The following is a 12110-nucleotide window of genomic DNA, read 5'->3' on the forward strand; positions in this document are numbered from 1 at the left end:
CTGGTATGAACCGACACTTAGTTTATCCCACCATTATCGTCTTTTTGATCATACTTTTTGGTGTTAGCTACTGCCAGCAACAGAAACGTACCCGGCAGGTATTGTCTGAAAATGAGCGCCTGGTAAATGAAAACAGGGGGCTTAAGAAGAATCTGGAGCTGAGTAGTCTTACCGCACAACAGATTGCTGACCGTAAAGATATGCAGCAGCGGGTAGAAGGTACCTTTGTAGACCAGCGGGAATATTACCGCCGTAACTGGAAACAGTTTATAGCGGTAAATACCAGTGATTACCGTACAGGGTTGCTGGGAGGCATTAAAGACCTGAAAATCCAGGTCCGCAATCAGTCAGATTATCCCCTGGATAATGTGGTGGTATCGGTAGAATACATGCGGGGTAATGATAACGTATTTAAAACGGAGCAATATACGATCAATAATATACCGGCCAAGGGTACACAGTCTGTAGCAGCCTCTAATAGCCGTAAAGGCATGAAAGTAAAGCTAAAGCTCATCAGTATTACCAGCCAGGCGATGAACTTTTGCTGGGCCGTTAATAAGCCTGCACCTCCCGATAATCCTGATCCTTACCGGTGTGCGGGAAAATGATCCTCCATCAGGAATCATCATTTTAGACTGCCATAAAACCTTCATCATTCCGGAAAGGTGCCCAATGATCAGCAATAGCCACTTTCAGCTATCGTAAAACTTTCCTTTACTTTTGTCATGAAATCAAAGTAAAGTAAGTATGACAACAGCAGTGTTAAAGATGGCGGTGCACCCGGTTGACCAACCTATTCCGGAACCGGTTAAAACACTCTTTATGGCTTCCTTTCCACCGGAGGAACGGCGTAACTGGACGCTGCAAAAAGAACTGGTAGAAAAGGGCCGTTTGCGTTTGCTGTTATTGTCCAGGGAGGAGCAGTTTGCGGGCTTTATATTTTATTGGCCACTCACTCATTTTGATTTTATCGAATACTTTGCTGTTGAACCGGCTATGCGTGGTGGAGGTACCGGCAGCCAGGTAATGACGCTGCTGATGGCCTCCGGCAAGCATATTGTGCTGGAAGTGGAGCCTCCACATAATGAAGATGCCATCCGGCGGATCCGGTTTTATGAGCGCCTGGGATTTGTTGCATTTCCCTATATTTATAAACAACCTCCTTATCCCCCGTATCAGGACCCATTGGATATGTGGCTGATGCAAAAAGGTATGCCCCAGGAGGAGCATACCTTTCATCAGATCAGTACGGAAATTTATAAGGAAGTATATGGAATGGTATGGCCTTATCCGGCTTAATACATCTTCATATGTTCCTTTCCGTTATTATCCATTTTCACTTTCAGCCTTTTATATTTATTCGCCTCTTCTTGGTGTAGCCACCCTTCTTACCGGAGCAGAATTTTGAGCAGGAGCTACCCTTTGCTGAGGCGCACTACGTTGTGGCGCTACTCTTTGAACAGGCGCCTGCCTTTCTATTCTGGGGGCAGAACGTTGTGGTGGTGCTACCCTTTGTACTGGTGCCTGTCTTTCTACCGGCGCCGTATTTTGTTGTGGGGTACGTGATGGAAATGAACGTACCGGTGGTGTTATCCTTTGCGGTTGGTTAGACTGCGGACGGGATTCCGGCGATGATGGTATCCGTTGTGGTTCTCTGGAAGGAAATGCCCTGCCAGGATTATTACCCGGTGTACGGTTGTCGCTGGGGGGAGTTACCCGGTTGTTATTATCCGTTCCTGAAGGCAGCCTGTTGACATTGCGCAAAGGTTCATTACTATTGTTATTGTTGTTGAACACACGCGTTGGTGTGTTAGGTTGTCCATTATTGTTATTGCCATTTACACGGCTGTTATTGTTATTGCTGTTATTATTGTTGAAAACCCGGGTAGGGGTATTCGTTTGCCCGTTATTGTTCCGGTTGTTTAATCCATTGCGGAGTGCACTTTCATCCGGACGATAAACGCGGAACTGATTGTTCTGCACTCTTCCCGGATTAGGTTGTGTCGTACTTGCCACCCTTACAGGAGTAATACGGTTGTTGGTTACCCTTTCCACTTCTCTTACTTCTGGTCCGCGATAGTACCTTCTGTTGTTGATCACTGTAGTATTATTGATGATGGTGGTATTGTTGTAGATCTGCACATTCCGGCCACCAGAGATATAATAGCGGTTGATATCCCGGTGTGTGATATAACGTCTGTCTACAAACACCCATTGGGAGGCGGGAATACCTATATTAATCCCTATGCTTACGCCGGGACCCATAGGTGCCCATCCATAGTAATCACCACCGGATCTCCAGTCAACCCATCCGGGGCCCCATTCGTTTCCTGGTATCCAGGCCCATCCAAAGCCGTTGTCATACATCCATCTGCCATAGTGGAAAGGTGCCCAGCCCCAGGCATAATCGGAAGCCCAGGTCCATCCATAGTCTGTATACACCCAGTGACCACCGGTATAATATGGACGGAAATCACGTCCGGCGTTAGGAATCCAGACCCTGTCATATCCCGGATAATCTACCCATCGTCCGTAAGGACTTAAGGCATCGTAAAAGGATATAGAACCACTTACCTGCACCTGCGGTGAAGGGGAGTAGCCCGACGTGTAGCCGGTAGTGGCGCAACTTGAAGCAGCCACCGCCAGCACTATTATTGCGGTATATCTTATGATTGTTTTCATACCCTGCATTTTAGTTCGTAATGGTTGTTTGCTTTTTACTTAGACGGGTAAAATGGTGTAAGGATTAAGTACGGGTTAATGTTTTAACATTTTATATAGTTTTAGCGTATTTGAAATATTGTGGTAATCAGGAGGGAATAATACCTGCATTATTTCCCTACCTATATAATACAATAATTGGGCCGGAGCAGCCGGAGCGTGAAAATCCCGGGAAATTGTTAACCCATCTTTAACAAATAGGAAGGAAAGTTATCCGGCAGGAAAACAGTTGTGCGGTTTGGTAAACAGGAAATAATCCTAACTTTAGCGATGTTGCCGCTATTTTAGCGGGACTAAAACAAATAGTTGCAAATGAACTTTTCAGCGATCAGGGAATTATTCGAAGTATATGATAACGCATATGGTTATACGGAGGAAGAGTTGGTAGTACAGGAGAGCCGTATGAATATAAAGTTACCCGCAGCATTAAGGGCCTATTATGGGGCATTTGGCAAGCACAAAGAGATGAACCAAACGCAGGATAGGCTGATCTTACCGGAGGAATTACACGTAGACCGCAGCGGGCGCATGGTGTTTTATGCAGAAAATCAATTTGTTGCTGCCTGGTGTATTTTGCTGTCAGATATGGGATTGGATAATCCCCCCGTGTATGTTTCCTATGATGATGAGCATTGGCAGGAAGAGGGGAGTACGGTAACGGCGTTTTTAATTTCGATGGCCTATCTACAGGCAATTTTTGCCTTCCGGTTTGCAGCGAATATGGCAGGTGTAACAGATGATATCATCTCACTGGTAAAGCAACACTGGAAAAAAGTGGAAGGAACGGTATCTATATGGCAGGTAGCTTTTTATCAGAATACGAAAGATGAAATACTCGCTTTGATGCAAAGCCCGGATCAGACTGATTTGTTCATCGCAGCAAAGTCGGCGGAACAGCTGATTGCAATGGACGCGCTCCTAAAAGTAGATTGGGATTATCATACTATGGAATAGTATTACAGAGAGTCACATTAGCCATAACGGTTCTGTTTTCCATTTAGCTGGAAAACCTAGTGCTTGTTGGTCAACACTTGGGTATTCATCTAAAAGTTCGCTCATCTCCTGACAGTATTGATTTTTAGGATTAATCACATTCAACAGGTATTTCATACAGCAGGCGTGGACGTACAACATATGGTGCTCATTGACAGGAGGAATGGATGCTAACCATGGGGCGGGTGGACGAGAAAGCAGATGCGGTCTGCCAGGTAAGTTTTTGTTCCATAATCTTCCATGATGGGCACATATATTCCTGATTTGGGCTATACTTTGTAGCCAACTGGGTAAAAAAGTGTGGTTAACAGTTTTAAATTCCCAGGCGATTATATCTTTTGATTTAACAGAGGGCTTAAGGTTTCCATACAATTTGGATAGGCTGCCAAAACTGGTTATTTCCAATGTTTTCCAGGAAGGAGGAAAGCGTTGATCGTTCTTATACCTTTTAAAATGATCCTTAATAAAAATATCCTTGGACCTCTGAAGTTCATCTTCTATATGGGCAAGTGTTTTAATGTGTTCTCTTGAATTAATAAATAAATTTGAATCCTGGAACCACCAAGGGCCATGTTCATGTGATAAATGATATATCATTTTGGACCTTAATGCAATTTCTATTCTTTCAATTACATTGAATAGTAAGAGCCTGAGCGCGCTATCAAATTCGTATAAAGCTATTACATCTTCAAACTTACTGTTGGGCTTAAATAGATGATTGATTTTATCAGCCTGCATCGGCCACCAGTAACCGGCCAAGCGATAATAGCTGGTATTAGATAAGAAACATGCAGCAAGTGGTTCATCTGCAATTATTAAACCTCTTGTTTTAAGCTGAATTAGTTGATCGGAAATAGTAGTTGCTGGTTTATTACAGGTCATATGGCGGTTACAAACTAAAATGCCTTCCCAAAAGGTATAACCCATCAGGAAGGCATCTATAATGAATGATAAAGTAGTAAAAGCAAAAGACTCACCCTGGGACGCTGTTCTTAAGGGTAGCGTGGTGAGTACTGTTAGTACGAAGATACGTTTTTTCTTTTGCTTTTTGTCATGCTATTAGCGCTTTGTTATCCTCTTCTTGTATTCACTTTATATTCACCAACTTTCACGCCATCGTCCCGCAGCATGGTGAGTGCCAGTTCTTTTTGATCTGCTTTTATTTTGATGAGGGTACGTTTACCTTCTGTGGGGCCACCGCCTATAACCAGCGGGTAAGTATGTTTACCTGCTTCAGGAGCATACACGCCGTATTTATGAGTATGTCCGCATACGAGCAGATCTATTTTGTACTTGTCGAAGAGTGGGCCAAATAGTTTCCGGCAGTGCACCGTGCCATGCCAGTCGTCTGAATGGTAGTGGGGAATATGCATCATCACTACCCGGAATTTAGCTTTCTTGAATGCTTTGGTTTGCATTTGCTGTTCCAGCCATTGGGCCTGCTGTTCCCGGTAAGTATCAAAATCCACTATCCCGGCATAAACGGGAGCAGTATCTTCTTTATCTTCTCCAGTGTCAATAACGATGGCATGTACCGGTCCATGGGTAAACGAAAAGAAGTTATTGTGGCCGGGATTGTCGAAATAGTTGTGCCATTCCTGGCGGAATTTACCCCGCGTTTCATGATTGCCCCTTACATACATAAAAGGGATTTGTGTGCTGAAGGTATCTCCGCAGGCGGTGAGCATATGATCTATGATCTGCTTTTCATCTGATTGATAATCAAAGATATCGCCGTTAAAAAATACAAAATCATAAGGATCCTGCCCGTTCAGTCCCATCAGATGGGGGATAGATGCCGGCCGGTCATGGATATCGTTCATGATCACCCAGGATACTTCCCGGGAGTTGGGATCAGGGGTAGTAAAAGAATATACTTCGCTTTCGATAGTATTGCCATAGGTAAGTTTGTAGGGTTGAAAATCCACAATATCCTTTGAGCATACCTTATAGCTGTATTTTTTACCTGGTAACAGGCCTTCCAGTTGTATTTTATGCAGCCGGTTGTAGGCTGTGACGATGCCATGGCTTACCAGATGTGCTTTTTTATCCAACTGCCCGTTTTCGCCATATTCTACCCAGCTGTAACAGGGGCGGGAGGTAAGCCACATGATGGTCATGGTATTGGCAGTAGGGCATTGGAGGTAAGGTTTACATAAAAAAGCGTGCTCGTCGGCCAGGGGAGCATCAGTATCCGGGGATTGCCCCGGGAACATCGCTTTGGCAGCAATCGGAGCAAGGCCTATTGTGCCAAGCAGTCCGGCTTTTGAAAGGTTACCCAGAAAACTGCGCCGGGTTAAAGGATTTTTAGTCACTTTTAAATTAGTTTTATGAGAGATGATTTTACAGGAACAACGTTAAATATAGCATGTAAGGGCAGGATATTGCATAAAAATTATATGGCCGGAAAAATATACAGCAGTTGTTCGATGACTTCATTATAAATATATAAAAAACATATTTGATAGATGCCGCTTTGGTCTCCCGCCATACCAACCGGGGCTAACAGATCATTGGGGGCTGTTAACTCCTGCAAACAGGCATTTTTCATCAAATCACGTTTTGAATTTCTATCATTAACTATTACCTTTGCGCAAATTTTATAAACCACTCTTTTTGAGGGTGGTTTGCTTAAATAAAGGATTTAACTTTTAAGTATTTATAAACCTTTTTTAAAATATGCCTAACACAGGTAAGATCAAACAAATAATCGGTCCCGTGGTGGACGTGCATTTTGAAGGAAAATTGCCCGAAATCTACAACGCATTGGAATTAACCCGTGAAAACGGTCAGGTAGTTGTGCTGGAAGTACAGCAGCACCTGGGAGAAGACAGCGTTCGTACTGTGGCAATGGACTCTACAGACGGTTTAGTACGTGGTATGGCCGTAGTAGATAAAGGTGCACCTATTAAAATGCCGATCGGTGATCAGATTAAAGGACGTTTGTTCAACGTGGTAGGTGAAGCTATTGATGGTTTAAGCCCTATCGACGCTTCTAACGGTAATCCTATTCACCGTCAGCCGCCAAGATTTGAAGATCTCGCTACCGATACGGAAGTACTGTTTACCGGTATTAAAGTAATTGACCTGATCGAGCCTTATGCAAAAGGTGGTAAGATTGGTTTGTTCGGTGGTGCTGGTGTGGGTAAAACCGTATTGATCCAGGAATTGATCAACAACATCGCAAAAGGACACGATGGTTTGTCCGTATTTGCTGGTGTGGGTGAGCGTACCAGGGAAGGTAATGACCTGATGCGTGAAATGATCGAGGCTGGTATTGTGAAATATGGCGAAAAGTTTAAAGAATCCATGGAGCATGGAGGTTGGGAACTTTCTTCAGTAAATATGGAAGAACTCAAAAACTCCCAGGCTACCTTTATCTTCGGTCAGATGAACGAACCCCCTGGAGCACGTGCGCGTGTGGCCCTGTCAGGTTTAACAATGGCTGAATATTTCCGTGATGGGGATGGTACTGCCGAAAGTGGCCGTGATATCCTGTTCTTCGTGGACAACATCTTCCGTTTTACCCAGGCAGGTTCTGAAGTATCTGCACTGTTAGGCCGTATGCCTTCTGCGGTGGGTTATCAGCCTACACTGGCTACTGAAATGGGACTGATGCAGGAACGTATCACTTCTACCAAAAACGGTTCCATTACCTCCGTACAGGCGGTATACGTACCTGCGGATGACTTGACCGATCCGGCTCCTGCTACTACCTTCTCTCACCTGGATGCTACTACGGTACTGGATCGTAAGATCTCGGATCTGGGTATCTACCCTGCGGTAAACCCACTGGAATCTACTTCCCGTATCCTGAGCCCTGCTATTGTGGGTGAATCTCACTACAACTGTGCACAGCGCGTGAAAATGATCCTGCAACGTTATAAGGAGTTACAGGATATCATTGCGATCCTGGGTATGGATGAATTGAGCGATGAAGATAAACTGACGGTATCACGTGCACGTCGTGTACAACGTTTCCTGTCACAGCCTTTCCACGTGGCAGAACAGTTTACCGGTCTGAAAGGTGTACTGGTACCGATCGAAGAAACTATCCGTGGCTTTAACATGATCATGGACGGTGAAGTGGATGAGTATCCTGAAGCAGCGTTCAACCTGGTAGGTTCTATCGATGATGCCATTGAAAAAGGTAAGAAACTGCTGGAATCAGCTAAGAATTAGAATTAAAGCAGGTGAAAAGTGAGTGCGTAGCACTTCACTTTTCACTTATAACTATACACTAGCATGCAATTAGAAGTATTAACACCAGAAAGAAAACTGTTTTCCGGAGAAGTATACGGTGTACAACTGCCTGGAATTGACGGTTCTTTTGAAATACTCGATAAACACGCACCATTGATTGCTGCCCTGGGAAAGGGTAAGATGAAAGTGTTGAAAGACAAAGCAAATGCAGAGCTTTTCACTATTGATGGTGGTTTTGTGGAAGTATTGCGTAATAAAGCTACTGTACTGGTTGAAGGTGCAGCTGTAGCAGCCAAGTAAATGACAGGCCATTCAAAAGTGGCTTAAAATAATAGAGGCCGGGTAGGAATGCCCGGCCTTTCGTTTGTCCTAACTATTCCAATCTAAAATGACCCTGTTAATTGCCGGCAGGAATGCCGGCCGGGGGGTTATCAAAATAATCAGTTATATACAGGCAGTACAGACTGTACATCCGTCTCTTTTGTTCCCCCTGCATTGTTGTAGGGCCTAAGCTTATTTTATACCAGTGAATATTAAAGAGGTAAACAATACTGCACATTTATGACCCGGTTGTGACCGTACAACAGGTACACTATAGCAGCGATGGTTATTCTAAGTAGCAACCGGTCAATTGTCCTGGCTCATAGCAAAAACAGTACGTCAAATGAAGAAAACTTATAAAATCCGGCATTTGGGTTCATAGGTTATCTTCATAGGTATTGATCCATCAATAGGGCTATTACCGGTATTTTAAACGGGTTGGATCACTTTTCTGCAGTCCGGTAATATGATATTAGCAAGTTATTTAAATTGTATAGGATATCTCCCGTTCATTTTATTCATTCATTGAATGAGTAAATGCTACCAAGTGTAAGTCGTACATTAGCAATAAACTGAAAGGAAGGAATAAAAATGAGGTTGCCAGCTTACAGTTAATTTAAGCTGGGATCTATAGGAAAGTTGGCCATCAGGGCAAAATTATTACCCAGGTTCCGGAGCGACTGTTGCCAGATATTCTGGTCTTTTTCTTCAAATATCAGGGTCTTGTTACTTTCAGAAAGGATCCATGATTTTTCCTTGAATTCTCCTTCCAGCTGCCCGCTGGTCCAGCCTGAATAACCAATAAAGAATTTAATCTGCTGCAGGTCCAGCTGCCCGGTATTGATCATATGGACCACATCCTCAAAATTACCGCCCCAGTATATGCCGGGTATCACTTCCAACCCGCCCTTGATAAGCTGCGGCTGCTGGTGTACAAAATGGATGGTATCCATTTGTACGGGCCCTCCATAATATACAGGGATATTAGGCATCACCACATCTGGTACCAGCTCGTCTAAACGCTGGTCAAATATCTTATTGATAACGAAGCCAAAACTTCCCTTGTCCTGGTGTTCACAGAGTAAAACGACGGTGCGGGCAAAATTCGGATCTTTCAGAAATGGATCGGCTATTAATAAAATGCCGGGCGACAAGTTAACCATAAGCATACAATTTTATCGCTGAACCAAATTTAACTAATTGATATCAAGTACTGTAGTTAATTTTTTATATCCGGCAATTTTCGATGGAACAGCTGCCTGCTGCGATGATGATGGACAGGCGTTTCCGTTAATCTCTCACTGCCGGGCCTATGATGGGCTTGATACAAAAAAATAAAGGAGGCTAGAAAGCCTCCTTACCATTTTATCAACCAAAATCTAAATCGCTTATGGAACGAATCCACGTCGATGTATGTAGAAAATTTAAGTTCTTTGTTTAAGTGATACTAAGCAAAATTAGTACCAGTTTTGTAAAGCAAAGTTAAGGAATCTCACATAAAAAAATCGTGCTTTCCCCCGTTAAAATTACGTTAAAGTGATGTTGTTTTGATAGAGTCAAGCTGGTAAGCCATCTCAAGGATCTAATTTTGTATCATAGTTGCTATAGCAATCATTGATGTTTAACAAATTAATAGGCTGTAACCGCTGATTCTTTAAGTATATTTAAGGCTTTACAACACTTTTCATGATACCATTGAAGAAAATATTTCCTGTAATTGTAGTCCTAATTACCCTGTCACTGTTGGGAATTATCTACATTCAGGTGAATTGGATTAAGAGTGCATCCGTGATCAAGAAAGAGCGGATAGATCAGAATATTAACAGTGCCGTGAATGAAATTGTGGAAACTATCCTCTTAAGACAGGGTGTTCCTATGCGGTTTAAGGTAAATGCGGTAGATAATTCCGGCAAAGGATTGGGAATTGACAAGTCATTTGAGCTAAAAGGCGAGTACATCCCCCCACCAAGTAACCGGTTCACCCCTGATGAAATACAGAAGCTCATCAGCAGCACCCTGAAAAAGCAGGGCCTGGACACTACTTTTGAATTTGCGATTGCAGGTCCGGCTACTTTTGACGGTGGCGTAAAAATGCAGTCTGCCGGTTTTGGAGAAATGTGGGTACAGGCTGGCAAAGATAGTGTGAACTATAAATGGAAATATGCCCCACTCAGTACTTTTGACCAGATCTCCGACAGAACAGAAACGCTGATCATGCTCATGCCCAGCTCCAATGATTCCCTGATGGTACAACTGGGGACAATGATTGCTGGTAGTGTGTTGTTTACCATCATCATTATTACAGCATTTGCACTTACCATCCGTACCATGTTGAACCAGAAAAAGCTGTCTGAAATAAAATCAGACTTTATCAATAACATGACGCATGAGCTCAAAACGCCACTGGCTACCATATCGCTGGCTATTGATGCTATCGGGAATGAAAAGGTGATGGACAACAAGGAAAAGATCCGCTATTTCTCGGGTATCATCAAGGAGGAAAACAAACGGATGAACAAACAGGTGGAAAGCATTCTGCAATCCGCGCTGCTGGAAAAAGAAGAAATTGGACTTAACCTGCAGGCTACTGATGCGCACCATGTGATTCAAAATACTGTGGATAACCTGCAACTACAATTGGTGGCTAAAGGTGGTAAGGCGGATCTTCACCTGGATGCTATTAATCCGGTGATCAAAGCGGATGATGTACACTTCTCCAACCTGATTTTTAACCTGATGGATAATGCCATCAAATACTCCAATGAAAACCTGGAAGTAAAAATAACCACCTTTAATACCCGCAATAGTCTGATTGTTACCATTGCGGATAATGGGATCGGGATGAACCGGGATACGGTTTCCCGTATCTTTGAAAAATTTTACCGCGCACACACCGGCAATGTACACAATGTAAAAGGCTTTGGTCTGGGACTTGCTTATGTAAAAGCAATTGTAGATGCCCACAAGGGAAAAATAAAAGTAGAGAGTACATTGGGTAAAGGCAGTAAATTTACATTGGAATTTCCGCAGGATTAATAAATAGCATCATGGCATTAAGTGAAAAAGAAATACAGTATTTTAAAAACCCGATAGCCGTTCCCGGTATGGGATTGTCCATGCAGGAAAAGCTGAAGGAAGCGAGGGTATTAGTGGTAGGCGCGGGCGGATTGGGATGCCCGGTGATACAATACCTGAGCACCAGTGGCATAGGAGTGATCGGTATTGCCGACTATGGTACTATCCGGGAAGAAGATATGCACCGGCAGCCGCTCTATCAACTGCAGAACTTAAAGAAGTATAAAGCTACGATGGCGGCCAGCCGTTTATGGGCTACCAACCCTTTTACCAAACATTACCCGCTACTACTGCAGGTAAAGCCGGATAACATCGGTGCTTTACTGGATGGGATGGATCTGGTAATTGATTGTTCCCAGCATTTTCCTACCCATCTGATCATCAATGATGCCTGTGTAAAACATAATAAGCCTTTTGTAATAGCAGAAGTGCATAACTGGATAGCCTGGTGGGGAGGGTTTAATATTCCTCCGGCAGATGGCAGTCCGGCACCTACTTTCCGCTGTGCGATGGATAAGATAGAGGAATACCGCAACTTTGATGCAGGGGCCATGTCTGTTACACATGGTGCTACCGGCATGCATGTGGTCAATGAAGTGGTAAAATATTTTATTGAAGTACCTGGTGGGCTGGCCGGCAAACTCTACAGCATGGATTATCTGCATAATAAAATGGAGATACAACAACTGGAAGCCAATAGTACTATACTGGCAGATACGGTTGCCCATGGTATTTTAACTGCAGATGATTATGGTATTGAAATACTGCCGGATATTGAAGACTAACCGCTGCTTATT

General features: G+C 43.5%; 11 protein-coding genes. 7 read left to right on the forward strand and 4 right to left on the reverse strand.

The window, feature by feature from the left end; genetic code table 11:
* Nucleotides 1–5: 5 nt before the first annotated feature.
* Together ABR189_RS27230 and ABR189_RS27235 are read left to right on the forward strand one after the other, a co-directional pair.
* Nucleotides 6–608: a hypothetical protein gene (locus ABR189_RS27230; RefSeq protein WP_354663678.1), complete on the forward strand. Its 603-nt coding sequence runs from the start codon at nt 6–8 to the stop codon at nt 606–608.
* Between the two features lie 139 nt (nt 609–747).
* Nucleotides 748–1299, forward strand: coding sequence for a GNAT family N-acetyltransferase (locus ABR189_RS27235; protein WP_354663679.1), 552 nt, complete (start codon nt 748–750; stop codon nt 1297–1299).
* A gap of 57 nt (nt 1300–1356) precedes the next feature.
* Here the strand turns inward: ABR189_RS27235 and ABR189_RS27240 are convergent, their stop codons facing one another.
* Nucleotides 1357–2682 carry a DUF6600 domain-containing protein gene (locus ABR189_RS27240; protein ID WP_354663680.1) on the reverse strand — a complete coding sequence of 442 codons (1326 nt, stop codon included), beginning with the start codon at nt 2680–2682 and terminating at the stop codon, nt 1357–1359.
* A gap of 351 nt (nt 2683–3033) precedes the next feature.
* On the opposite strand from ABR189_RS27240, the gene ABR189_RS27245 reads away from it, so the two are divergent.
* Nucleotides 3034–3675 (forward strand): hypothetical protein, encoded by a 642-nt coding sequence (locus ABR189_RS27245; protein ID WP_354663681.1) that lies wholly within the window; start codon nt 3034–3036, stop codon nt 3673–3675.
* A gap of 12 nt (nt 3676–3687) precedes the next feature.
* Here the strand turns inward: ABR189_RS27245 and ABR189_RS27250 are convergent, their stop codons facing one another.
* A complete protein-coding gene (locus ABR189_RS27250; RefSeq protein WP_354663682.1) occupies nt 3688–4641 on the reverse strand; it encodes an Abi family protein in 954 nt (317 codons plus the stop codon).
* A 143-nt stretch (nt 4642–4784) separates the two neighbouring features.
* A complete protein-coding gene (locus ABR189_RS27255; RefSeq protein WP_354663683.1) occupies nt 4785–6029 on the reverse strand; it encodes a purple acid phosphatase family protein in 1245 nt (414 codons plus the stop codon).
* A gap of 364 nt (nt 6030–6393) precedes the next feature.
* Between ABR189_RS27255 and atpD the strand changes: the two genes are divergently transcribed.
* Nucleotides 6394–7896 (forward strand): F0F1 ATP synthase subunit beta, encoded by a 1503-nt coding sequence (atpD, locus tag ABR189_RS27260; protein ID WP_354663684.1) that lies wholly within the window; start codon nt 6394–6396, stop codon nt 7894–7896.
* Nucleotides 7897–7959: 63 nt separating this feature from the next.
* A complete protein-coding gene (atpC, locus tag ABR189_RS27265; RefSeq protein ID WP_354663685.1) occupies nt 7960–8217 on the forward strand; it encodes an ATP synthase F1 subunit epsilon in 258 nt (85 codons plus the stop codon).
* A 632-nt stretch (nt 8218–8849) separates the two neighbouring features.
* Here the strand turns inward: atpC and ABR189_RS27270 are convergent.
* Nucleotides 8850–9401 carry a YqgE/AlgH family protein gene (locus ABR189_RS27270; protein WP_354663686.1) on the reverse strand — a complete coding sequence of 184 codons (552 nt, stop codon included), beginning with the start codon at nt 9399–9401 and terminating at the stop codon, nt 8850–8852.
* 601 nt (nt 9402–10002) lie between these two features.
* Here ABR189_RS27270 and ABR189_RS27275 point away from each other — a divergent pair.
* Nucleotides 10003–11274: a sensor histidine kinase gene (locus ABR189_RS27275; protein WP_354663687.1), complete on the forward strand. Its 1272-nt coding sequence runs from the start codon at nt 10003–10005 to the stop codon at nt 11272–11274.
* Nucleotides 11275–11285: 11 nt separating this feature from the next.
* A complete protein-coding gene (locus tag ABR189_RS27280; RefSeq protein ID WP_354663688.1) occupies nt 11286–12098 on the forward strand; it encodes a HesA/MoeB/ThiF family protein in 813 nt (270 codons plus the stop codon).
* Nucleotides 12099–12110: the final 12 nt, after the last annotated feature.

The organism is Chitinophaga sp. H8 (assembly GCF_040567655.1).
Lineage (GTDB): Bacteria > Bacteroidota > Bacteroidia > Chitinophagales > Chitinophagaceae > Chitinophaga > Chitinophaga defluvii.

Excerpts from the sequence above, each read along its gene's own strand:
- ABR189_RS27230 (WP_354663678.1), top strand. The coding sequence starts at position 6 with ATGAACCGACACTTAGTTTATCCCACCATTATCGTCTTTTTGATCATA.
- ABR189_RS27235 (WP_354663679.1), top strand. The coding sequence starts at position 748 with ATGACAACAGCAGTGTTAAAGATGGCGGTGCACCCGGTTGACCAACCT.
- ABR189_RS27240 (WP_354663680.1), bottom strand. The coding sequence starts at position 2,682 with ATGAAAACAATCATAAGATATACCGCAATAATAGTGCTGGCGGTGGCT.
- ABR189_RS27245 (WP_354663681.1), top strand. The coding sequence starts at position 3,034 with ATGAACTTTTCAGCGATCAGGGAATTATTCGAAGTATATGATAACGCA.
- ABR189_RS27250 (WP_354663682.1), bottom strand. The coding sequence starts at position 4,641 with ATGGGTTATACCTTTTGGGAAGGCATTTTAGTTTGTAACCGCCATATG.
- atpD (WP_354663684.1), top strand. The coding sequence starts at position 6,394 with ATGCCTAACACAGGTAAGATCAAACAAATAATCGGTCCCGTGGTGGAC.
- atpC (WP_354663685.1), top strand. The coding sequence starts at position 7,960 with ATGCAATTAGAAGTATTAACACCAGAAAGAAAACTGTTTTCCGGAGAA.
- ABR189_RS27270 (WP_354663686.1), bottom strand. The coding sequence starts at position 9,401 with ATGGTTAACTTGTCGCCCGGCATTTTATTAATAGCCGATCCATTTCTG.
- ABR189_RS27280 (WP_354663688.1), top strand. The coding sequence starts at position 11,286 with ATGGCATTAAGTGAAAAAGAAATACAGTATTTTAAAAACCCGATAGCC.